21 protein-coding genes are annotated in these 24,318 nt (G+C 36.5%); 11 read left to right on the top strand and 10 right to left on the bottom strand.

All coding sequences use genetic code 11. From position 1 onward, the window contains the following. Positions 1 to 6: 6 nt before the first annotated feature. From AS4_RS09500 to AS4_RS09515, 4 genes are read right to left on the bottom strand one after another with little or no spacing between them, the layout of a single operon-like run. Entirely contained in the window at positions 7 to 888 is an 882-nt protein-coding gene (locus AS4_RS09500) for a MetQ/NlpA family ABC transporter substrate-binding protein (protein ID WP_096733991.1), read from the bottom strand. Positions 889 to 943: 55 nt separating this feature from the next. Beyond that, on the bottom strand, positions 944 to 2,377 hold the full coding sequence (locus AS4_RS09505; protein WP_096733992.1) for an LLM class flavin-dependent oxidoreductase: 1,434 nt from the start codon (positions 2,375 to 2,377) through the stop codon (positions 944 to 946). Next, entirely contained in the window at positions 2,377 to 3,609 is a 1,233-nt protein-coding gene (locus AS4_RS09510) for an SfnB family sulfur acquisition oxidoreductase (protein ID WP_096733993.1), read from the bottom strand. Before AS4_RS09510 ends, AS4_RS09505 begins: the two co-directional genes overlap by 1 nt. Positions 3,610 to 3,645: 36 nt before the next feature. Next, positions 3,646 to 4,851, bottom strand: a complete 1,206-nt coding sequence (locus AS4_RS09515) for an SfnB family sulfur acquisition oxidoreductase (RefSeq protein ID WP_096733994.1) — start codon at positions 4,849 to 4,851, stop codon at positions 3,646 to 3,648. 396 nt (positions 4,852 to 5,247) lie between these two features. Here AS4_RS09515 and AS4_RS09520 point away from each other — a divergent pair, with 396 nt between their 5' ends. The 5 genes from AS4_RS09520 (at position 5,248) to AS4_RS09540 (ending at position 10,671) form a co-directional block, all read left to right on the top strand. Further along, the gene (locus AS4_RS09520) at positions 5,248 to 6,012 is read left to right on the top strand and encodes a glutathione S-transferase family protein (protein ID WP_004821170.1); all 765 of its coding nucleotides are present in this window, start codon (positions 5,248 to 5,250) and stop codon (positions 6,010 to 6,012) included. Between the two features lie 71 nt (positions 6,013 to 6,083). Then, entirely contained in the window at positions 6,084 to 6,458 is a 375-nt protein-coding gene (locus AS4_RS09525) for a hypothetical protein (RefSeq protein ID WP_004821171.1), read from the top strand. 65 nt (positions 6,459 to 6,523) lie between these two features. Then, entirely contained in the window at positions 6,524 to 7,201 is a 678-nt protein-coding gene (locus AS4_RS09530) for a tetratricopeptide repeat protein (RefSeq protein WP_096733995.1), read from the top strand. A 176-nt stretch (positions 7,202 to 7,377) separates the two neighbouring features. Continuing rightward, the gene (locus AS4_RS09535; RefSeq protein WP_096733996.1) at positions 7,378 to 7,647 is read left to right on the top strand and encodes a hypothetical protein; all 270 of its coding nucleotides are present in this window, start codon (positions 7,378 to 7,380) and stop codon (positions 7,645 to 7,647) included. 384 nt (positions 7,648 to 8,031) lie between these two features. Further along, positions 8,032 to 10,671: a bifunctional aconitate hydratase 2/2-methylisocitrate dehydratase gene (locus AS4_RS09540; RefSeq protein ID WP_004720906.1), complete on the top strand. Its 2,640-nt coding sequence runs from the start codon at positions 8,032 to 8,034 to the stop codon at positions 10,669 to 10,671. 650 nt (positions 10,672 to 11,321) lie between these two features. Here AS4_RS09540 and AS4_RS09550 read toward each other — a convergent pair. Further along, the gene (locus tag AS4_RS09550; RefSeq protein WP_035370957.1) at positions 11,322 to 11,750 is read right to left on the bottom strand and encodes a hypothetical protein; all 429 of its coding nucleotides are present in this window, start codon (positions 11,748 to 11,750) and stop codon (positions 11,322 to 11,324) included. 128 nt (positions 11,751 to 11,878) lie between these two features. Between AS4_RS09550 and AS4_RS09555 the strand changes: the two genes are divergently transcribed. Beyond that, positions 11,879 to 12,211 carry a helix-turn-helix domain-containing protein gene (locus AS4_RS09555; protein ID WP_004821175.1) on the top strand — a complete coding sequence of 111 codons (333 nt, stop codon included), beginning with the start codon at positions 11,879 to 11,881 and terminating at the stop codon, positions 12,209 to 12,211. A gap of 354 nt (positions 12,212 to 12,565) precedes the next feature. Here the strand turns inward: AS4_RS09555 and mqo are convergent, their stop codons facing one another. Both mqo and AS4_RS09565 read right to left on the bottom strand, forming a co-directional pair. Further along, positions 12,566 to 14,212, bottom strand: a complete 1,647-nt coding sequence (gene mqo / locus AS4_RS09560) for a malate dehydrogenase (quinone) (protein WP_096733997.1) — start codon at positions 14,210 to 14,212, stop codon at positions 12,566 to 12,568. A gap of 320 nt (positions 14,213 to 14,532) precedes the next feature. Beyond that, complete coding sequence (locus AS4_RS09565) at positions 14,533 to 15,018, bottom strand: Lrp/AsnC family transcriptional regulator (protein ID WP_004720894.1); 486 nt, start codon at positions 15,016 to 15,018, stop codon at positions 14,533 to 14,535. A 787-nt stretch (positions 15,019 to 15,805) separates the two neighbouring features. Here AS4_RS09565 and AS4_RS09570 point away from each other — a divergent pair. The 4 genes from AS4_RS09570 (at position 15,806) to AS4_RS09585 (ending at position 20,439) form a co-directional block, all read left to right on the top strand. Beyond that, the gene (locus AS4_RS09570; RefSeq protein WP_004821177.1) at positions 15,806 to 16,789 is read left to right on the top strand and encodes an ion transporter; all 984 of its coding nucleotides are present in this window, start codon (positions 15,806 to 15,808) and stop codon (positions 16,787 to 16,789) included. Between the two features lie 170 nt (positions 16,790 to 16,959). Continuing rightward, positions 16,960 to 17,412, top strand: coding sequence for a hypothetical protein (locus AS4_RS09575; RefSeq protein WP_096733998.1), 453 nt, complete (start codon positions 16,960 to 16,962; stop codon positions 17,410 to 17,412). A 334-nt stretch (positions 17,413 to 17,746) separates the two neighbouring features. Further along, positions 17,747 to 18,967, top strand: coding sequence for a sodium/glutamate symporter (gene gltS / locus AS4_RS09580; RefSeq protein ID WP_096733999.1), 1,221 nt, complete (start codon positions 17,747 to 17,749; stop codon positions 18,965 to 18,967). A gap of 458 nt (positions 18,968 to 19,425) precedes the next feature. Continuing rightward, complete coding sequence (locus AS4_RS09585) at positions 19,426 to 20,439, top strand: sensor domain-containing diguanylate cyclase (RefSeq protein WP_004720885.1); 1,014 nt, start codon at positions 19,426 to 19,428, stop codon at positions 20,437 to 20,439. Positions 20,440 to 20,662: 223 nt separating this feature from the next. Here the strand turns inward: AS4_RS09585 and AS4_RS09590 are convergent, their stop codons facing one another. From AS4_RS09590 to AS4_RS09600, 3 genes are all read right to left on the bottom strand, one after another. Continuing rightward, complete coding sequence (locus AS4_RS09590) at positions 20,663 to 21,571, bottom strand: alpha/beta fold hydrolase (RefSeq protein ID WP_096734000.1); 909 nt, start codon at positions 21,569 to 21,571, stop codon at positions 20,663 to 20,665. A 604-nt stretch (positions 21,572 to 22,175) separates the two neighbouring features. After that, positions 22,176 to 22,634 carry a DUF441 domain-containing protein gene (locus AS4_RS09595; RefSeq protein WP_096734001.1) on the bottom strand — a complete coding sequence of 153 codons (459 nt, stop codon included), beginning with the start codon at positions 22,632 to 22,634 and terminating at the stop codon, positions 22,176 to 22,178. A 108-nt stretch (positions 22,635 to 22,742) separates the two neighbouring features. After that, a complete protein-coding gene (locus tag AS4_RS09600) occupies positions 22,743 to 23,201 on the bottom strand; it encodes an RrF2 family transcriptional regulator (protein WP_004720880.1) in 459 nt (152 codons plus the stop codon). A 102-nt stretch (positions 23,202 to 23,303) separates the two neighbouring features. Between AS4_RS09600 and AS4_RS09605 the strand changes: the two genes are divergently transcribed. Further along, the gene (locus AS4_RS09605; protein ID WP_004821193.1) at positions 23,304 to 24,212 is read left to right on the top strand and encodes an NAD(P)/FAD-dependent oxidoreductase; all 909 of its coding nucleotides are present in this window, start codon (positions 23,304 to 23,306) and stop codon (positions 24,210 to 24,212) included. Positions 24,213 to 24,318 lie beyond the last annotated feature (106 nt).

Genomic DNA, 24,318 nt, shown 5'->3' on the forward strand with positions numbered 1-24,318 from the left:
TATTCCTTATTTCCAACCTGGGAACCATAAATTTTCACCAATATCATCATTTAAAGCCTGTTTGACCTTGTCTGAAGTTTGGTAAATTTTTACAAACTCTTTTAACTGTTTGGCTTTTTCTGGGTGCTTTTGCTCATAGTCATCTTTTACAACAAACAAGATGGCATAACGTGTATTGGTATTATCATCGAGTAATAATGCTTTGTTTGGATCAATGGTTTTTGCAAGACGTAAATAAAGCGGGTAGCTAAATACTAAATCAGCATCATCTACAGCACGCGCAGTTTGAGGTCCTTCAACTTCAATAAATTTAAAGTTTTTAGGATTTGAGCTAATGTCTTGTAAGTTTGATAAATGGTTATTCGGATCTTTCAAGGTGATGAGTTTAGCCTGTTGTAAAAGTAACAGTGCACGACCTTGGTTGACTGGGTCATTTGGAATTACTACACGTGCATTTTCAGGTACCGCTGCTAAAGAATCATATTTTTTAGAATATAAGCCCACATGAGTTGCAACACCTGTGGCAATCGGTTTCAGTTTAAAATCAGTTTCTTTTAACGCATTGTTTAAAAATGGTTGGTGTTGGAAATAGTTTGCATCAATATCACCATGATTTAGTGTGATATTCGGTGTGTTCCAATCTGAAAATTCCACCAGTTTAATATGAATCCCTTGTTTCTTGGCTTCCTCTGCTGCAACTTGTAAAGGCTTGGCAAAGGGTGGGCTAATACCAATGGTGATTTCTTCTGAACCGGCTTTTTTATGTTGGTTCCAATAAAAAATTCCTGCAATCACGGCAATAATGATCACGCCAAGCAAAATAAATTTATTCTTGGAGCCTGATTTTTTGGATGGATTACCATTAGCAGGTGAGTTTATTTGAGTCATGTGACACCCCTTAAAGTGAAATTATTTAATTCATCATGTTTGCTGATTAGGTTATTTAGGCAGTTTGCTTTTGCCGATCTGCCGTTTCGATGCTGTTGTTATGATTTGAGTTTTGACATCGAAAATCAGCAGCAGGGTGTTGTTGGGTTAAATGATCACCCTGTTTAAAGATTTTGTTGCGTAAAGAACCATTTTCATATTTGGTTTTAAATCTGCCACGTTGTTGCAGTTCAGGAATCACAAAACGAATAAAGTCATGATGTGATTCAGGCGCAACAGTACGAGTCAGGTTAAAACCATCAATACCTGTTTCATCAATCAACTGAATTAATTTTTCAGCAATTGTTTCACCACTTCCAACAATCAGTGGATAACGACCACCGAGTTGATGCTGTGCTTTAAGATCATTAGGTGTGATCTGGTTTTCCTTAAATTTATTATTGACTGAAGCAATACTGTTGGTTTGTTGATATGGGATGGCTTCATCATCAGCATATTTGGATAGGTCGATACCGACTGAACTTGAGAAATGTGCTAAACCAGCTTCAGGACTTGCATAGCGGGCATATTCAGCTAATTTCTCTTGAGCTAACTCATCTGTTTCTGCTGTAACCACTGTGATTCCCACAAAGATTTTAATATCTTCTGGATTACGGCCTTGTTGTACAGCCAATTCTCGAATCTTATCCACTTGTTGTTTGATTTTTGCAGGTTGGTCCCCTCCAATAAATACACATTCCGCATGACGTGTGGAGAATGCTAAACCGCGTGGTGAAGCACCTGCTTGAAAGAGCACAGGGGTACGCTGTGGTGAAGGTGAGACTTGGAAAACACCTTGGCTTTGATAAAAGCGCCCTTGATGGTTAATTTGATGAACTTTTTTCGGGTCAGTAAAAATACGCTTTTGCTTATCTTTTTGTACTGCATCATTTTCCCAAGAACCTTCCCAAAACTTATAGCAAAGCTCTAAAAATTCTTCAGCTTGTTCATAACGTAAGTCATGATCTTTTAGACCTTTTTGCCCAATCAAGCGTTCAGCACTGTCCAAATAACCCGTCACAATATTCCAGCCAATCCGACCTTGTGTCAGATGATCTAAACTCGCGAAGCGCCGTGCGAATTGGTACGGTGTTTCATAACTTAGGTTTACGGTCACGCCAAAACCTAGATTTTGGGTTACCGCTGCCATTGCTGAAATCAAGGTAGATGGGTCATGACTCGGCAGTTGAATGGACTCTTTTAAGGTTAAATCTATACCATTCTGGTAGACATCATAAACACCGGTAATGTCTGCGATAAACAACCCATCAAATAAACCTTGCTCCAAGGTCTTAGCAAGATCAGTCCAGTAATTGAGCTCATTAAAACGATGAGATTCATCACGCGGGTGGGTCCATAAGCCGTGATTGATATGACCGACACTGTTCATATCAAAAGCATTGAGTAAGATTTGTTTTTTAAGTGCTGTATGTTGAGATGTATTTGTCATTACAATGTCCCTCTGCGTGGTGGAAGGATGTTGTTTAATACATAGTTTCCAATAAAATAATATTTCCAGCGTGATGCATCATGCAGTGTATGTACCCGTACATTGCGCCAATGTCGATCTAAACCATCGGCACGTTGACTACCCCGACTTCCAGCCAACTCGATCAATTTTGAAGATGCTTTTAATGCTGTTTCTGTGCTGTGTGCACGGACTTTAGCTACATCTAGTGAGGCTTTGGCAATATTTTCAACTGTAGGTAGTGGTTTTGCTGCATCAATAGATTGAGCAGCTTGTTTTAATAAAACCTCACTTGCTCTTACATCCGCAGCAACACGACCTAATTCATAAATGGTCAGTGGATCTTGGTCTGCACGTTCTACATTGGCATCAATCCATGCGCGTGCTTTTTTAACCCGTTCTATTGTTTCTTCAAAAGCTGCACGAGCAATGCCTGTTTCAATCGCAGCATGCATAATTTGTGCAAATGGCCCAACGAGGGTGGGTTCAGAAAATGCAGTGTCAAAACGAATGACATATTCAGATTCAACAAAAACTTGATTGAATTTAACGGTGCCACTACCTGTGGTTTTTTGTCCAAAGCCTGACCAATCATTGATACGTTGTAAGCCTTGTGCATCGGCAGAAATAAAAGCTAAATATTCACGTTCTTCAGCATCACGGACTAATGTCGGAATACGATGGGCAAATAGACTGCCCGTGCAATAGAACTTTTCCCCATTGACTACATAACCATGTTCAGTTTGACTAATTTGGGTATGCTTTTGTGCAGCTGTCTTGGTCTTAAATTCAGCGAGCGCATTACCAAAACGAGCGCCTTGAAGTACTTCGCTATAGAGTTTTTTCTTTTGCTGCTCGGTGCCTGTATTACGTAATACTTCCAGTGCATAAAAATGGTTTTGTGGAATCTGACCAATAGAACCATCTACACCGCTGAATAATGCAATAATTTTAGCGACAGTATGACTAGAGACCTCCGCACCACCATATTGTCGCGGTACTGTGATCGCCCATAACCCTGATTGACTAAAAGCTTCAACCTCATCAAAAGGTAAAATTCTTTCAGCATCACGGAGTACCGCATTCTCTTTAAATTGCTGACTCAACTGTTGCGCGATTTCTAAAGCTTCTTGATCATTTTGAATAATATGTGCTTGCGCAAAGGGATGATTGTGTACATCCAATGTTTTATTGATATCTTGATAAGTTGTCATATATATTTCCCTGATGAGTAACAAAGTCGTTTAACTTTAAATCCACGCATGGCGCTGATTTTGCGTACCATTTAAGTAATAGTTTCCAATGGCATGAAGTTTCCAACGCACAGGGTCATGTAAGGTATGCACACGAGCATTACGCCAGTGTTGATCGAGATTATGAGTTTCTAGGCTTGAACGACTACCACCCAATTCAAGTAATTTTTCAGAAATAAGTAATGCTGCATCGTTGGCATACACTTTTGCCTCAGCAACGATAATGGAGGCTTTACTGGCTTGTTCAGGACTGACGATGTCTTGTGAATCTAACTGATCTAAATATTCTGCGGCTTCATCCAGCAATAAAATCGATGCATCGAGTAAGATATTGAGCTTACCGACTTCTTGTAGGGTATACGCTTCAAAACTGGCTTTATCCACATTGGCATCAATGATTGGGCGCGCTTTATGGATTGCAGATAAAGTATCTGCAAATGCAGCTTCTGCAATGCCCACATCAATCGCAACCTGAATCAGTTGTGAGTACGCCCCACGATATTTTGAAGCATCGGCAAGCGGTTTTTCATCCATAATAAGATCTGGGTGAACCACGACATTCTTTAAACGCACTGTGCCACTTGCCGTTGTACGTTGTCCAAAGCCATCCCAATCATCAACTATTTCAACACCGTCAGCTTTTGCATTAATAATCGTTAAAACAATATGACCATCTGGGTGGATTGCGCGTATCGCCAACCAATCGGCAAAATATGAACCTGTTGAATAGAACTTCTCACCATTTAAAAGGTATTGACCATTGATCAGTTCTAAACGTGTTTCAATGGTGCGAGTATCTTTGGTATTGCGTTCTGGACCACCATTAGAAAGACGTTTACCATTTAAAATTTCAGTATAAATAAACTGTTTTTGCTGTTCATTGGCGATATGCTCAATGGCATTTAACAGGCCAAATTGATTTTGAGGAATCTGTCCAACACTGGCATCTGCCTTGGATAAAATACGGAAAACATGCGCAAGGGTTTTATTTGAAACTTGAGCACCACCATATTTTTTGGCAATACGAATTCCGCCTAATCCTTTGAGGCTTAATTCTTGAATGACATCAACAGGTAAAATTCGTTGTTGATCACGTATATTTCGTTCTACCAAAGCAAAATCAGCAACTTGGTAAGCTGCATTTATCGCTTGTTGATCGTTTTGGATCACAAAGGCTAAGGTAGAAGAATTCAAACTAGACATATTGGCACCTTTCAATAGATACCAAAACGCTAAGCAATATTGCGGTAAAAATTAAACGAACTATTGTGCTTAACTTATCTAAAATTATTGTTAGGATAAAAATCGCAAAGTTTTTTAATATTGAATATATGTTAAATAATTGAAATTTATAACTTGTTATGAATTCCTCTGGTCGAGCTCTTAGTCTGAAGCAGCTTTGTTATTCCTATCACGAATAAAGAATAAAGAAACTGATATAACCATAGAATAAGCATTGGGTCATATGACGAGCGATTGAAGTAAAAAGTACATTGTAATTCAAGCGATGAATGTCTAAAGTACACAAGATTACTCAGGATTAATCTTAACTTTTAGATTTATCTAAGCTTTTAATTAAAAAAATAATTTGGAGATTACATGCGTACGTTGTACCAATTCCCACTCTCGCATTACTGTGAAAAAGCCCGTTGGTTGCTTGATCATAAAGAATTGGATTTTGTTGCGCAGAATTTAATCCCAGGTGTACATCGTGCATTTGCACAACTTAAAACAGGGCAAAATAAGTTGCCTATTTTAAAAGATGGAGAACGCTTTATTGCGGGGTCGACTCAAATCGCATTGTATTTAGATGACGTTTATCCTGAACATCGACTACTTCGTACAGATCACACGCTTCGCGAAAAAACCTTAGAAATTGATTTGATTGCCAATGAGTTAGGTATTCATGTACGTCGTTGGGGATTGGCACATGCTTTAGCAGAAGGCGATGAACCGCTAGAAATTATGATTGGTGAAAAAGGCTATTTACGTCAATTTGAAAAAATTTCAAAGCCTATTCTAAAAACCATGGTTTCAAAAAGTTATCAATTGGATAAAGAGAAAGTCGAAGAATCTAAATACAATTTAGAGCTGACTATCGACAGTTTAAATAAGATTTTAATTGATAACGGTTGCCGTTATTTTGTTGGCGATCGTCTTGGTTTGGCAGATATCTCGGTATGTTCAATCCTTGCACCGTTATTAGAATTACCTGCGACACCGTGGGAAAAGGAATATGCAGAGAATATTTCTCAAGAATTTACCGAATTTAGCCAACATTTGTTAGAACTGCCTTTAGGGCAATACGTGAAAAGAATTTACGCCACTGAGCGCAATGCACGTGTAGATTGGCGAGGAATGTAAGATTTCAAAGCAAGAAACTCTCCAATTTACTGAAAAATTAAGTATCATAGTGTGGAATTGGAGATTTTTTAATGCAGAAGTTCGTAATTTTAGGTGCGATAAGCACTGTTTTATTGATGGCGGGTTGTACTGAGAAAAAGCCTGCAACTCCTGAAGAAATTTGGAAAGGTTACTGTACCAGTATTGGTAATGCTGCACGTTCTATTACTTTAGATCGTCAAAATGGGATTACCAAGAAAGAAGCAATTGAATATGCAAATAAAGTCACTGATCCAACAACTAAGGGCTTTGTACTTGAGTATTTAGAGAAAGTCTATGCATTATCAGATGCAGAGCTAAAAGCGGATAAAGATGCAGTTCAAGCAAAGTTTAAGAACGAAGCATTTGAACAATGTCTAAATACACCGCATGATCCGAAAAAAATGCCAGATTATAAACCGTTCTAAGGAGCGGTTTTTTTAACAAAAAAATTCCTTGTAATAATTATAGTAAATGAACATGGAGTTTGATCATGTTTAAAATACAAATTTTTTCAAAAACTTATTTATTATTATTTTTGGCTGTTTCAGTATTGAGCAATGCTAAAGCAACTAGAGTTTTAAGTAATCAAACTCAACAACAATTAAAGCTAAATATTGAATTACTGACTGCTCAAGCAGAAAATGGAGAAGCTAAGGCGCAATATCAGCTGTTTATGCTTTACCAAGATGATGATAAAGCAAAAGCAATGCAGTATCTTAAGCAAGCCTTTAAGCAAAATTATCCTTTAGCTATATATACGAAAGGATTGATGTATTATCACGGCGATGGCATAAAAAAAGATGTTTTTAAGGGAATCCGCTTACTTGAAACATCCAATGAATACGGTAATGTACATGCAGCAATGCTTCTTGGTTTGATTTATTCCAAGGGTGATAATGTAAAGAAAGATCCCCAAAAAGCGTTTGATTATTTTTTAAAAGCAGAAGCAGGTGGATATTTGAGTGCAAATTTATTTTTGGCTAATGCTTACTATCGAGGAAAAGGTGTAGAAAAAGATCAAAATAAAGCACTCGAGGTCATGCTTAAAGCACAACAAGCAGGCTATATACCTGATCAACAGACAATAAAAGAATACGATTTGTGTAAACTAGAAATCCGAATCGTGAATGGTCAAGACATGCACACTTTTGAGTGTCCATCCCTTTAAATCGTTTAGGTGTATTTTTGCATAAAGATCACCATAGCATAGTCTTTTTTATGTTGAGTTATCGAAAAAATATAAGTAATCGTCAAACCTCGTCACAAAAAATGATTAGCATAAAAATTGAAAAGCATATATACACTATAGAAATAGAAAATAAAAAGTAGCATAGGAGTGAGACAATGGAAGTAGTTGCTTATTTACATAATGCAGATTTGCTCTTAGAAGATGACAATGGTGTCGCTGTGATTAGCGGAAGTCATTATGTACTGAGTTTAGGTGATCAAGTTTTTTTTCAAGAAGTCATTGGTGAACGAGCAAAGTTATATCAAGTGAAAATTTCATTTGCGTGTACTGAACATTCAATGTTTCATGAAGATGAAGTGCAAATGAAATTTGAAGGTTGTCGTACAGAATTCCAAAAGTATGTAGACAGTACGACAGTCCACTAAGGTGGAATGTACTTTGTTCTAAAAAAAAGGCAACATATGTTGCTTTTTTTATGGCTGAAACAGTCTAAAGGCAAGGTAAACATAACTTCAATCTTATTAAAGTGAAGTTCATGTTTTACAAAGATAATATTTTTAGAGCTTTTTCAAATTAATTTGAGAAATAATTTACATAAACGTCTGATGAAAGCGTACTGTGTAGATCTGTAGTTAAATGAAGCGAAAAGTGATGAGTATTTATTTATAAAATAATGGTCATCACGAATTAATACGCTCATTGCATTAACTTTTGGCTTGATTTTTAGTAAAATTTGACAGTCCATATTGCCTGTGAAGCTTTAATAAGCAGGAATTCACAGGTAAATTTTTAAAAAGAGGAATTACACCGTGCTAGAAGCTTACCGCCAACACGTTGCAGAACGTGCCGCACTCGGAGTCCCACCGAAGCCACTTGACGATGCTCAAACTGCTGACTTGGTTGAATTACTAAAAAATCCACCAGCAGGTGAAGAAGCATTTTTAGTAGATTTGCTTGAAAACCGTGTTCCAGCAGGTGTTGACCAAGCTGCATATGTAAAAGCTGCTTTCTTGACTGCTGTAGCTAAAGGTGAAGCGACTTCTCCATTGGTTTCTAAAGAGCGTGCGGTTTACTTACTAGGTACTATGCTTGGTGGTTATAACGTAGCACCTTTGGTTGAATTACTTGATGATGCTGCACTTTCAAGCTTAGCTGCTGAAGCATTGAAAAAAACGCTTCTTGTATTTGATGCGTTCCATGACGTTGCTGAAAAAGCCAAAGCGGGTAATGCAAATGCACAAGCCGTTATGCAATCTTGGGCTGATGCTGAATGGTTTACTAGCCGTAAAGACGTTCCAGAAGAAATCAAACTTACTGTTTTCAAAGTAACTGGCGAAACAAATACTGATGATTTGTCTCCTGCACAAGATGCTTGGAGCCGTCCAGATATCCCATTGCATGCAAACGCAATGCTTAAAAACGTACGTGATGGTATCAACCCAGAAGTTCCTGGTGAAGTTGGTCCATTAAACCAAATCAAAGAACTCATCGCAAAAGGCAACCAAGTTGCTTATGTTGGTGACGTTGTTGGTACGGGTTCTTCTCGTAAATCTGCGACTAACTCAGTGCTTTGGTTCTTTGGTGATGACATTGCTCACATCCCGAACAAAAAAGACGGTGGTTACTGCTTAGGTTCTAAAATCGCTCCAATTTTCTTCAACACAATGGAAGATGCTGGTGCGTTACCTGTAGAAATTGATGTTGCTAACATGAACATGGGCGATGAAATCGTTCTTAAAATTGATCATGCTGCTGCAAAAGTAACTGCATTTAAAGCAGGCGAGCAAATCGCTGAATCTGAGTTGAAAACGCCTGTTCTTCTTGACGAAGTTCGTGCGGGTGGTCGTATCAACTTAATCGTTGGTCGTGGTTTGACAACTAAAGCGCGTGAAGCTTTAGGTCTTCCAGCATCTACTTTATTCCGTGTTCCAGTTCAACCTGAAAACACTGGTAAAGGCTTTACTCAAGCTCAGAAAATGGTTGGTCGTGCTTGTGGTCTTCCAGAAGGTCAAGGCGTTCGTCCAGGTACTTACTGTGAACCGAAAATGACGACTGTTGGTTCGCAAGATACGACTGGTCCGATGACTCGTGATGAATTGAAAGACTTAGCTTGCTTAGGTTTCTCTGCTGATCTTGTGATGCAATCTTTCTGTCACACAGCTGCATATCCAAAACCAGTTGACGTTCAAATGCAACATACGCTTCCTGATTTCATCATGAACCGTGGTGGTGTTTCATTACGTCCAGGTGACGGTATTATTCACTCTTGGTTAAACCGTATGCTTCTTCCAGATACTGTTGGTACTGGTGGTGACTCACATACACGTTTCCCAATCGGTATTTCATTCCCAGCGGGTTCTGGTCTTGTCGCGTTTGCTGCTGCAACTGGTGTTATGCCGTTGGATATGCCTGAGTCTGTACTTGTTAAGTTCAAAGGTAAAATGCAACCTGGTATCACGCTACGTGACCTTGTACATGCAATTCCTTACTACGCGATTCAAGCGGGTGACTTAACTGTAGAGAAAAAAGGTAAGAAAAACATTTTCTCTGGTCGTATCTTAGAAATCGACTTAACAGAAATGGAAACTGACCTAACTGTAGAACAAGCATTCGAACTTTCTGATGCTTCTGCTGAACGTTCTGCTGCTGGTTGTTCAATCACACTTTCTGAAACGAAAGTTGCTGAATACTTGAACTCTAACATCACAATGTTGAAGTGGATGATTTCTCAAGGTTATGGCGATGCACGTACTATGGCGCGCCGTGTTGAGAACATGGAAAAATGGTTAGCAAATCCATCACTTCTTCAAGCTGATGCTGATGCTGAATACACTAAAGTGTATGAAATTGACCTTGCTGACATTAAAGAACCAGTTCTTTGCTGCCCGAATGATCCAGATGACGCTAAACTTCTTTCTGACGTTCAAGGCGTTAAGATTGACGAAGTGTTCGTTGGTTCTTGTATGACGAACATTGGTCACTTCCGTGCAGCTGGTAAATTACTTGATAAAGTACCAGGTGGTTCATTGTCTACTCGTTTATGGTTGGCTCCACCAACACGTATGGACGAGCATCAATTGATGGAAGAAGGTTTCTATAACATTTATGGTAAAGCTGGCGCGCGTACTGAAATGCCAGGTTGTTCATTATGTATGGGTAACCAAGCACGTGTAGCTCCGAACACTACTTGTGTATCGACTTCTACACGTAACTTCCCGAACCGTTTAGGTCAAGGCGCAAATGTTTACTTAGCTTCTGCTGAGCTTGCATCTGTTGCTGCGGTACTTGGTAAATTACCTTCTCCAGAAGAGTATCAACAATATGCTGCTCAAATCGACAGCATGTCTGCTGACATCTATCAATATTTGAACTTCGACAAGATGGGCGAGTATACAGATGCTGCTAAAGACATCGATACTAAGAAAATTGCTGCTGCTCAATTAAGCTAATTTATTGAAAAATAGATTAAATTGAGTTAAAACTAAGGGCTGATTATTCAGCCCTTAATTTTATGTATAAAAAAGCTTATATATGCTATTTACTTAAATATAATGGCTAAAATGATATTCGAATGGTTTATATAATAGGGTAAAGGAATTGCATCAATTTTATATAAACTGGTGAGAAACGGCTCAAGTACATGATTTTGTTGTCTTAAATAAAGAAACATATGCATATGAAGATCATATGCAACTGGTTAATCAAGTACCTTATGATGTATCTATACATGATGATCTAATTATGTTTTTTTACAACAGATACCAACTTATAATCCATCTAAAAAGATTAGACATACTGGTTTAAATTACTATGGTATAACGATTATTGATTCTGAAGGGGCCTTAGTCGCATATAACATAATCAGCAGTATTGTAAATGTTATAAAACTATCTCCGAAATTTCTAAAATTTAGTAAAGGATATACTTATAAACTTGCTGAAGGGCAAGAAAAATTAATATTTCAGAAATATAATATGGTCGACGACCAGTTTGACCAACTGAAAGGATGCATTAAACAAGTCATTGATTCAAATGGGCAATTGTATATTGTTCATTTAGGAATTTAGTACAGATATTTTTTGATAAAAATAAAAAATTGTTAACTATACATTTTTATAATATCAGCCATCATATTTTTAAAATCTAAAATAACGACAAAATGATTGATGCTCAATGGATCAAAATCAGTGTTCACGGAATCAAATAATGCATTTGTTAGTGAGTTGATCTCTAGGTCATGGATAATACAAGATGAATCTAAATTAAAATATTCAATATAATAATTAACTTTTATTTTTGCATATTCTGAGTATTTAAAACCAGATAGAATGAGTTCTTGATCATCATTGCTTAGATTTCTTGAACATATGGTAAATAATAATGCCATACAGAAGTAGTCAAACTCATCTTTATCAACCACTAAAATATTTAAATCCATGAAATAGTTTTTAAGCATACTTTGAATCAAGGCAAATGAACTTGCTAAATCTGCAGATAAATTTTGAATAATATTAGAATAAGGCATCATTTTTTTAAGTTTTAGTGAATCAATGGGTATTGTATTGCAAAACTATTGTTTTGTAAAACAATACTTATGGTGCAGAATATATTGCATTGCAATACGTCTAAGATACTTTGTTAAGCTAATATCAAAGAATGAATATAGGTCATGCAATACGTTATTTGAGAAAACGGAAAGGCTGGACTCAGCAGCAATTAGCCGATTTTTCCAATACTTCAAAAAGTAATATTTCCAATCTTGAGAATGGCAATCAAGGGTACAGTCCTGCAATACTCCAGTACCTTGCTGAGGCTTTTAATTGCACTGTAGCGCAATTGTTTTTATTGGCAGAAAGCTTAGATGATGATGAAAACATTGCTGAAAACTGGGATCAGATGCCCATAGATGCACTATTCATACAACTCCCAAAAGATATTCAAGATAATTTAAAACAGCTTATATATAGCTTGATTAAAAATAAGTCCTAATTCTATATCTCATATTTATTAATATTATACGATTGATCTTCAGCTTCTATAGTTATTTCATTATGCATAATGATTTTAAGCAATTTAATCTAACTTGATATAATTGAAATCAACCCGGTATGTGTCTTTGAAATTTATCACTTTTATATACTAACTGCGTTTTAAAATAATAATACTCATTTAACTTATTGATCAAATGATCAGACAATAAAAAGCCCCTTATTCAGGGGCTAGTCGTATAGATCACTCTATACTTATATAAGGCTCATCTCATACTGGTTGTATTAAAACACAAAATGAGATATTCAGCCATAAAAAAGATGAGCCGTAGCTCATCTTTTTTACACAAGAAAATTAATGTGCATTTGCTACAGCAGGTGCAGCAGCGGCTGTCACATCATTTGCAGCTTTACGAGTAGGTGTGTAGTTTAAACCTAAAGTCGAGCTGGTATATGTACGCACTTGATCAAGCAGAGCAGGGTTGGTATTTAAATCCTGTTGATAAGACTTCACAATCTCATGCAATTTTGGATTCCATTTACCTTTCACTTGCTCAGGGAATGCTTTTTCCATCAAGCTCAACATAATGTATGGAGAGGTTGATGCACCTGGTGAAGCACCAAGAAGGCCAGTGATTGAACCATCTTTAGAGGTGAAGATCTCTGTACCGAATTGAAGTGTTGCAGGTTTACCCGGTGCTTTTTTGATGATTTGAACACGTTGGCCAGCTTGGCTTAAAGTCCAGTCTTCAATTTTTGCATCTGGATAATACTTTTTCAATTCATTGAACTGATCTTGCTTAGACATTGCCACTTGGCTGACTAAATATTTCACCAAGTCCAGATTTTCCATACCAATGGTTGCCATTGGAATCACATTGTTTTTGTTGGTCGCATCAATCAAATCAAACTGAGAACCATTTTTTAGGAACTTGTTTGAGTAGGTTGCGAATGGACCAAACAATACATACTTTTTACCATCAACATAACGAGTATCAATGTGTGGTACAGACATTGGAGGTGCACCTAATTCAGGCTTACCATAGACTTTTGCAGTATGTTGTGATGTAACAGCTGGATTGTCTGTCATCAAGAAAATACCACCGATCGGGAAGCCAGCATATTGCTTAGTCTCTTCCAGACCTGTCATTTGCAATAATCTAATCGCAGCACCGCCCGCACCAATAAACACATGACGAGTTTTAACATGGCTGGTTGTGTTGGTTTTTAGATTTTTAAACGATACAGTCCAAGTTTTATCTGCATTTTGACTAATACCTGTTACTTCAGATGAAGTTTCAAGTTTAAATTTAGGCTGTTTTTTCAAATGATCAATTAATTGAGTCGTAATTGAACCATAATTTACATCAGAACCTACGTCCATACGTGTTGCAGCAACTTTTTGATTTGCATCACGGCCTTGCATAACTAGAGGTGCCCATTGCTTAATTTCAGCAGGATTTTCAGTATATTTTAATCCTTCGAACATTGGGCTTTGGCTCATCGCTTCATAACGTTTTTTCATGTAGTTCACGCTATCACCCCAAACAAAGGCAATATGTGGTACAGGATTAATAAAGCTGTTTGGTTGACCCAACACGCCATTTTTGACCTGATAAGCCCAGAATTGTTTACTTACTTCAAATTGTGAAGCAGTATCAATGGCTTTTTTAATATCAACTTTACCGTCTTTCTCAGGGGTATAGTTCATTTCCATAAAGCCAGAGTGTCCCGTTCCTGCGTTGTTGAATCCCGCAGAACTTTCTTGACCTACCTGATCCAAACGTTCATACATATTGATGGTCCAGTCTGGTTCAACTTCATTGAGGTAAGTCCCCAAGGTTGCACTCATAATACCGCCACCAACAAGTACCACATCTACAACTGGTTCATCTGCTGTTGTGTTGACTTTTTTAGAAGCAATTGGTCTGAATAAAAAGATCAATCCAATAACAAAAATAACCCCGATGACAATCAGTAGGTATTTAAAAAATCTCTTCATATATTTCCTGTTTCATCAAGTTTTAATAATATTGTAATGTAGAAAAGTTACATAAATGTTAGTTTGTGTAATGATTTTTTTCGTAAATGATTTAAATATATGAAATAATTTGTTTTTAAATTTGTAAAGATGTGTATAGAAAACAACCAGATTAAAATTTGATTAGTATATTTGTGTAATAAATATTCAAAAAACTCTTAGACTAAAGTACTATTTTTTGTAGGTGTTAAGCTTTTTGTAGTTTTAAGTTGGCTAAAAAATACACTAAAAAGAAGAGTTTTCCAGCCTCAATATGAAAACTCTTCTCAAGATTTTTTTGCTTATTCAATCATCATGAGGTCTGATTTATTTTCAAGCTTTAAAGGACGTAAAGCAAAAATAGAGCGGGTATGACGAATACCTTTCATTGAATATAAATTTTTACGTAAAAAGCGCTCATAATGTTCAGCATTTTTCACCGCAACTTTGACCAAATAATCATAATCGCCTGTTACCAAGTGCGCTTCTACAACTTCAGGCATTTGACTGAGTGCATCACTAAATTGTTCTAAGATCTCGTCATCATGACGTTCTAAGGTGATCTCAATAAAAAATAGTTCATTAATCCCGATGGCTTTGGCATTAATGGTGGCAGTATAGCCTTCAATGACATTTAAAGATTCTAGACGTTTAACACGTGTCCAACATGGCGAAGAGGAGAGTCCAACCAGTTCAGAGAGCTGAGCGACCGTTAAACGACCATCTTTTCGAAGTGCCGATAAAATTTTGCGATCAATCCTATCTAAAGTGTACTGACTTTCATTCATGAGCTTTACCACAGAAAATATTTTCGAGAATAATCGAATATATGAAAAATAATTCCGAAAATACTGGAGATTTATATTAAATACGGGAAACATTCTATTCAGTAGAACGCTAGAATAAACTTATCAAATCAAAGACATTTGGGAGACTGGCTTTGATTTAGCGGATAGTATCTTTAGAGGAAAGGGTGCCTTTAACGATACTGTCCGCGACCTTATTCTACGCTTTAAAAAAATTATAAAAATAGCTTTAAAACGATAAAATTCAAGCGCGCCTTCACAAATTGCATATGATTCAATAAGACATTGTAATCTTATTTAGGGTCTGTAGACATTTCATAAATGGCTTGCGTTGTAGGTTAAAATTGAGCAGACAAGGCATGAAACGAATAGAATAGCGAGACTATTTTCGAGTTTCATAACGAAGGCTGAGATAATTTTAGCCACAACCCTGAGCAAGAACAAAGCACTGCTTTGTTTGCAGCGCAAGGCGCAGCGGGGACTTGTGTGTTTTTTGCCGCTACGTCGTTACGAACTACTCATTTAGAATGACTAAATTTCGTATTTCGTGCCTAATATCGCCTAAAAAACACACGTAGTCGCAAACATAAACGAATTGTCAACAGACCCCATTGTATAACAAAAAATTATGCAATGAATAAGATATATTTATACTTTGAGTTCGATGCTTGTCAAAATAATCAACAAAATTGTAAACTCAAGCAGCTGAAGATGTGCAATTAAATTGAGAAGTATTAAGATGATTTATCTTTAAAATAAAGAATAATGCATGCGATTCACAGCTTGGTACACACTCCGAAAATTTGTATATGACAATTTGCATAATGAAGATTATGAAACGTGGTTTAGTCGTGCGATCAATTTCTCTTTGATTTTTCTAATCATTGGTAATGTTGTCGCGGTACTTTTAGAGTCAATCAATGATGTTTATAAAGCCTATCAGCTTTACTTCGACGCATTTGAGGATTTTTCAATCATTGTCTTTACAGTTGAATATATTTTACGTTTTTGGAGTGTTGCAGAAAAAGAACCGTTTGATTCTGAGTGGAGAGTACGCTGGAAATATGTGACCAGTGGTGCTGCGATTATCGATTTACTGGCGATTTTACCTGCATATATCAACTTCTTTGTGCATATTGATTTAAGATTTTTACGGATTCTACGCTTACTGCGTTTATTAAAACTTACCCGATATTTTATTTCATTACAGATTTTACTGCGCGTTATAGAACGTGAAAAAGGTTCATTTCAAGCCGTGATTTTTATTTTGGTGATTATGATCGTGATGGCGGCAGCAGGCATTTATGTTGTCGAAGGTCGTGCGCAACCCGATGTCTTTAGCTCAATCCCCGCATCTATGTGGTGGGCGGTGGTGACGCTCACTACTGTGGGTTATGGTGATGTAACGCCAATTACCCCACTTGGACGTTTCCTTGGTGCTTTGATTACCATACTCGGTGTTGGATTGGCTGCTTTGCCCGCTGGTATCTTGGCAAATGGTTTAGCCAATGAGTTGGAATTAAGAAAGCAACAATTGGAGTTAAAGTTTCGAGATCTGTTAGAAAGCTGTGAAATTGACATCATTCATGATGAAGACAAAATTGATGATATTCGTAGAGATGTTGGCTTATCTGCTGAACAGACGCGAGATATTGTTTTACAACTGATTCGTGAACGTAAAGAACAGGAATTGGAAAGAGAAAAAAACAAGTATTGTTTCTGTCCAAATTGCGGTTATAAGTTACCTGAGTGAGTATGATTCAAAAGGGATTTATACAATCAAAAATAAATGTGAAAGTGAAGTGTAACGATTAAAAATAACTTTTTCTAAAGTTACACTTCAGATACAATGTAAATGATCAGGCAATTACAACTGAACAAAAGAATGGATTGTCGACATAACACATTGGATTGTAATGAAGTATGAAAATTAAAAGTTTATCAAAAATTGTTTTATGTGCTGTAATTTCTCTAAATACAGGCTGTGCTGCTGTCATGGCAACAAAGCAACCGACAAAAAAAGATTTATCAATATTTAATAAAGGTGTAGATCGTAGTTTAATTATTGCTGAAATTGGGGCACCTATTACATCTGAATTTAAAAATGGTAAACGTTATGAAATTTACACATTTATGCAAGGGTATTCAAAGGCCAATAAAATAAGCCGTGCGGTTTGGCATGGTGCGGCAGATGTTGTCACTTTTGGACTTTGGGAAATTATTGGCACACCAACAGAATCAGCTTTTAATGGGAAAAAAACTTCTTATGAAATGGTTTTTGATGCTGATGATCGTTTAGAAAGCTCTAAATTATTGACAATGTCAGAGTATAAAAATGATTCAAATTCTGCTGCTGAAATAGAAGTTAAAAAATAGATAAATACTTTATTATTAGAATAGAAACAAGGAAGCGCTGCGCTTCCTTGTTTCTATTCTAATGTACCTTTATCAAGGTTTAATTAGGTCATCATCTGCATAGCACTATCCATTCTTAAATTGGCTGAGACGAATCAATCCTCGCTTTATTTGCGCTAAGTGCTTCACAATAACAACGATAAATTCAATCTGTATAATGATGAAAATTCTGCTAAATATTTTGGCCAACGAATAGCCGAATAAGAGTTTTAAATTTATTTTTTACATATTTTTTAATGAATTATTGAGTAAATTTAAGTATTAATAACGCCATAAAAGTTTTGAATGGTTAACAATGAACATTAATGTTGATATTTTTGGCACGATTGCAATTGCTGTAGCCGTTCTTTTTATTGGTTATTTTCTTGTAAATAAGATCAGTATATTGAAGCAATATAATATTCCTGAACCTGTCGTGGGTGGGTTAATTGCTGCTGCTGTAACTTTTGTGCTTTTTAAGCAATTTAATTTAACTGTAAATTTTAATGCCAATATTCAACAAAGTTTTATGTTGATGTTTTTTACTTCTGTTGGACTGAGTGCAAGTTTGCTTAAGTTAAAAGAAGGGGGCAAGTCGCTGCTTCTTTTTATGGTCTGCGTAGTGATTTATGTGCTACTTCAAAATGCTGTTGGGATAAGTTTGGCAACTGCACTCGATTTAAACCCTTTGATTGGCTTGATTGCAGGATCCGTCACTTTAACTGGTGGGCATGGTACAGCTGGAGCATGGGGCAGTATTTTTGAAGAAAATTATGGTATCAAAGGTGCGATTGTCTTAGGAATGGCGAGTGCGACATTTGGTTTGGTTATTGGTGGAATGATGGGTGGTCCAGTTGCAAAATTTCTGATTCGTCGTTATCAATTGGCTGAAGAAATAGAACCATCTGCAGCGCGTATGCAAGCTCCTCCATCTGCTGAAACAGCGCCATTTGAATATCCAGAAAAAACCCGTTTGATTACCGCTGATGATGCGGTTAAAACCATAGGAATGTTTGCACTGTGTATCGTCTTTGCTAATTTCATGACCGGTGTTGCCAAAGGACAGTGGTTTGAGTTACCGACTTTTGTATGGGCATTGGGTTGTGGGGTGTTTTTACGGAATACACTGGAATATGTATTTAAAATTGAACTGTTTGACCGTTGTATTGATGTGTTTGGTAATGCCTCGTTGGCTTTATTTTTAGCTATCGCCTTAATGTCTTTGCAATTATGGTTGCTTGCTGATTTAGCAGGTCCATTGGTGATCATTTTGATCGTTCAGACGGTTTTTCTTGCTTTATATCTGTTTTTTGTCACTTTCCGAGTTATGGGTAAAAATTATGATGCAGCAGTATTGTGTGCAGGTCAGTGTGGGGTAAATTTAGGCGCAACACCGACTGCTATTGCCAATATTCAAGCTGTAACCAATACTTATGGGCCTTCGCATAAAGCATTTTTAATTATTCCTCTAACTGGCGCATTTTTTGTTGATATTGTGAATGCCGTTGTTATTCAAACCATTACAAAGTTCTTTTGAATGTTCTGTTAGATAAAGCGATGTGATGACTTAAGCATTTGGGAAACAGCCACAAAAAGTGGCTGTTTTTTTGTATTTAAATCAGTTTGATCATTACTCTTTTGAATCTCACACTGTTTTATACAATTCATATGGCTGCAGTAAATCGTGATTTAGACTAAGGTTTTCTGTTAGTGACTTTAAACTTTCAAAAACACTTCGATGAGGAATTGAATATTTGAGCGAGATCAACGCTTAAAGGATGTAACGGATTGAAGTTTTACTCAAAAATTTAATGAACACAGTAATATACTTTAAATATGAATCATCATAATATGTATGCCACAAACTCTGTATTTGATATATTTTACGTGTTCAAGCTTTGAAATTAAGTCAGCGCTAGGCACTTGCATTTATTTCATCAGTGTAGAGTTTGAGCTTATATACTTAAATTGGATCACACTCGTCTAGGATGATGTATGTCTAAAACGAAACAACCAACCTCAAAACAATTACTGTCAGTGATTCAGACGCAGACAGCAATTGCAAAATTAGGCTTAGATATCAATGCTGTCATGACTTTAGTGGCAGAGCAAGTTCAATTGATTACCCATGCAAAAGGTGCAATTGTAGAGCTCGCTGAAGAAGGTGATATGGTCTATCGTGCCGTTTCGAATGGTGCAAATCAATTTCTAGGCCTACGCTTAAAGATGGGTTCTAGCCTTTCAGGGCTTTGTATCGCGCAGAATACGACTTTATATTGTAAAGACAGTGAAACTGATGAGCGTGTAGATCGTGAAGCATGTAGACGGGTTGGACTGCGTTCTATGGCTGTTGTACCGCTAATTCATTGTGATGAACCGATTGGTGTATTAAAAATTTATTCAGAACGGGTAAATGCCTTTAAAGAAAGTGATATCAATTTACTTACACTGATGTCTGAACTGATTGCTGCTGCGATGTATCATGCCAGTAAGTTTGGTGCTCAAGAACTCTATAAACTTGCGACACAGGATCAGTTAACAGGACTTGCCAACCGCGCTTTATTCCTCGATTGTTTAAGACAAGGTGTTGAACAAGCTAAACGTACACAAAAGTTACTTGGAATCTTGATCATTGATATGGATGGTTTGAAACCAATCAATGATCAATATGGACATCGTTTAGGTGATGAGGCATTAAAAGAAATAGGTAAACGTATCGTCAATATTACCCGACACGATGATTTGGTTGCACGTTTAGGTGGCGATGAGTTTGCAGTGATATTAAGTAGTCTTGGCGATCAAGAGCTGGCAAAAAAAGTCATGAATCGTATTGTTGAGGCGTGTGGATTACCGTTTGTATTTGAAAATGTCAAATTAACCATGGGTGCAAGTGTAGGTCTGGCTTTATTTCCTGAAGATGGTATTGAACTCAATAAGTTGATTGAATTTGCAGACCTTAAAATGTATGAACATAAACGTTCTAGAAAAATGATTAATCTAAATACTTGAAATTTAATATCTTTAATAGGAAATAAATTTTAGTGAAGTTTAGATATCATCAATATTATTTATGTTGAGTATATGCATTGAAAGTATTTGCAATCATTATGTACACGCATTTATCAATTTTATGAATTGAATGTAGCTCAAATTTAACCTGACAGTCTCAATCAAATATCGGTAACTGTCAGATCAGGTTTGAGCTATATATATTAGCGCTGATAATAACTCATTACTGATAATGATTTCTCACTACATCATTATAAGCCTCTGGATGATGTAACCAAGGAATATGCCCTGAGTTTGAAAGCGTAAATAGCTGTGCTGTAGGGTATCGATTGATCACGAAGTTTTTACTTGTTGTATAGATGTCCTGATCTCCATAGACAATGGTAATCTTAAAATCTGGTTTTTCTAATCCCGTTAACAGCGGATACTTGATGATTTCAGGTCTGGTTTTATTGATCGGTTCTGCTTTCAGTAAATCAAAATCATCAATGAGATCTGAATGATCTGTTGCTATAAATCCTTCATTATAGTTTTTCATGACTTGTTTAAAGAGCCGTTTATAAGCTTCATCGCTTCCAAGTGCGCCTAAAAGGCTATTTAATCCCATTTTTGTCCATGCCCAAGCACTTGTTTTGGACTTATTAAGTTGCATGACTTCTTTTTCAGTTTGTTTCCATTGCGTATTGGTACCTGAACCTGGACTACATAAAAAAAGACTGAGTAAATTTTCGGGATGTTTTTCAGCATAGATTTGTGCATAAAGTCCACCCCAAGAGTGGCCCCATAAATGAAACTTATTGATTTTATAGAACTCTCGAACAGTTTCTATATCGCTTAAATAAGCCTGCATAGAATAGTCTTTATCAAGACAAGGAGATTTTTGGGTTCCTCTTTGATGAAATGTAATCACTTGAAAATGATCTTTTAAAAGATCGGCAACGGCAGAGAGATCACTTGGAAAACCAGGTCCTCCATGCAATAAAATTAGTGTCTCTTTGTCTGGATTTGGATAAACAATACTAAATAAAGTATTTCCATTATGATCGACAATGTTGCTTTGCATTTGCGTCTTATAAATTGCTGACTGCAGCGTAGAAGACTGTATTTCTATCGAATTTGCATTATTCTTCATGTCCAATATGGTTCCTCATTTTATTTGAGCAAATCAAAAAATGGTAAGGTGAACGAATCTAAAAATGTTTCTGTATTGATTCTGATTTTTAAAAAGTATTTTTATACAAGCTTATATATTAGCTTATCTATACCAGATGATAAACCCGATGAATGGTCTAAGAAAAAACAAGTGTAGCGATGACTTGTAATTGTTTGATTAAAATATCTTGAGTTTCTATTTTGAAAACGGTGATTTGTTCACTTATTTTATGATAACAAATTGTTATTTATCTGATGAATAAAGATCTTTTAAAACTCAGAAAGTGATCATGAAAAGTGAGTTATATGGGGGTTGAACGTTCTTTTTTCCCTTTGGGAGAAGGCTAGGATGAGGGGGATTTTATGCTGAGCTTTGGTTTTAAAAAGGACTTATGCAAGAGTCCAAATATAATAAGTAAATTTTAAAAAATTAATTTTATTAAAGCAGTGGAAGGATGATCAATGATGCGTGAAGAATTCTAAATTTGTGCTTTATCTATAGAATTACTGGCGAAAGTAAGCCTATTGATAAAGTTCAGCGAGCACATTCTTTTTAGATACACAATTGGTGATTTTAAAATACCTTAAGTTTTTCCAATCAGTAAAGATAGGATTCCTGCAGCAATCAAGGGACCCACAGGAACACCTTTAAGCAATGCAACTCCAGCGACTGTTCCAATCAATAAGCCTGCAACAACATTGGGTTGGCTGGTCATTAAGGAAACGCCACGACCACCTAACCATGCAACCAATAAACCGATCGCAATGGCTGTTAATGATTTCCAGTGCATAAATGATTTTAAGATGACATCACCGGGGATTTTGCCACTGGCAATTGGAGTAAGCACGCCAATAGTTAAAATAATAATGCCGACTTCTAAACCGTGGGTTTGTAGTAATGGGAAAAATTCACTTAAAGGTGTGATTCTAAAGATGATCAAAACGCCAGCTGCAATGGTGACCGCAGTATTGTGACTAAAAATGCCGCAGGCCAATAAAACAAGGAGCACAATTAAATTTAGGTCTAGACTAGAAAGACTCATCAATATTCAGCATTAAAAATTAATATATCCATTCATTATACTAAAAAGCGGTATGTGAATTTGCCTTGTCTGGCAATGATTCACATTTAAATTCAGTCGAGTGTGGATTTAGTGGACAATAAATTTTTCAGTTTCAGCACCCAATAAATTCCATTCATACTCAAAGTCTTGCGCAAGTTTAGACAGATTTGTTGATTTAAGCTGTTGTATTAAAATGTTTTGTGCCTCTTGCATGGCTTGGTTTAAAGCTTTATTCACCACCAATTCAACCAGACAGTTGGGTGTTTCTTGTTCATTGCCAATGGCAAAAATAGTAGGTTCTCCAACAGCCTGATAAATATCAAATAAAGATATTTCCTCTAAAGCTTGTACTAAGGTCCAGCCCCCACCGGGGCCTTTGTCTGCATGCACAAAGCCTGCTTTTTTTAAACCAGACATGGTACGACGTACTACGACAGGATTGGTGTCTAACATGATTGAAATTTGTTCAGATGTGAACGGTTTTTTTTCACGGGCCATATGTAATAGCACATGCAACATCCGAGAAAGCTTACTGTCTTTACGCATAGTTTTTTAGTCAACACTCTTTTGTTAATTGTAACATTAAAAGTTGCAATTAGAAAAATAACTCAATATAGTAACTTTAAAAGTTACTTATTGGTATTGAAAATGAACTATGACGTCGTAATTATTGGTGGGAGTTATGCAGGTTTATCAGCAGCATTACCATTGCTTCGTGCTAGAAAAAAAGTGTTAATGATTGATGCAGGCATGCGTCGTAATCGTTTTGCTGAACATTCGCATAATTTCTTAACCCAAGATGGCAATACGCCAGCAGCAATTATTCGTGATGCAAAATTACAGTTAGATAAATACCAAACTTTGTCATGTATTAACGCATCCGTCACCGATGTGAGCGCTGTAGGGCAGCAATATGAGATTCAAATAGACCAAACCGATGACAAGTTTGCAACCATTCAAGGCAAAAAAATAATTATTGCTACAGGTGTTCAAGATGATTTACCTGAAATCGATGGTTTAGCAGAACGGTGGGGGAAAAGCATTTTTCATTGTCCATACTGTGATGGCTATGAGTTAAATCTTGGAACACTTGGAATGTTATGTTCAGGTCTACATTCGATCCATATGGCATTGATGTTACCCGACTGGGGCAATACCACTTTATTTTTAAATGATGTAATTTCACAAGCTGAATTAGATCCCATCACACTTGGGCAGCTTAAACAACGAAATGTGAAATTGGATACACGCAAAATTGTCAAAATACACAATCATTGTGATTTAGTTTTTGAAGATGGTGAGCAGGTTCAATTAGATGGATTATTCGTCTCTACTTTTATGCGCATCAACGCCCCTTGGATTAAAAAACTGGGGATAGTGCTTGATATAAATGAATATAGCGAAGCCATTCAAACCACAGCCATGAAAGAAACCAATCTTAAAGGGATATATGCTTGTGGTGATATTACCCGTTCAGGTGGTTCAGTTGCTTTCTCAGTCGCAGATGGAGCACTGGCGGGTGTTGCTGTACATAAGTCATTTATCTTTAATACCTGATAAAAGCATCTATTAATTAATCATTAAGGCTAAAAAAGCCTGAATGTTGTTTGGGTTTCAAGTTACGATACTTTAAAATGTATCGTGAATTTTTAAGGTATTGATT

The sequence above is a fragment of the Acinetobacter guillouiae genome (assembly GCF_002370525.2).
Classification (GTDB): domain Bacteria; phylum Pseudomonadota; class Gammaproteobacteria; order Pseudomonadales; family Moraxellaceae; genus Acinetobacter; species Acinetobacter guillouiae.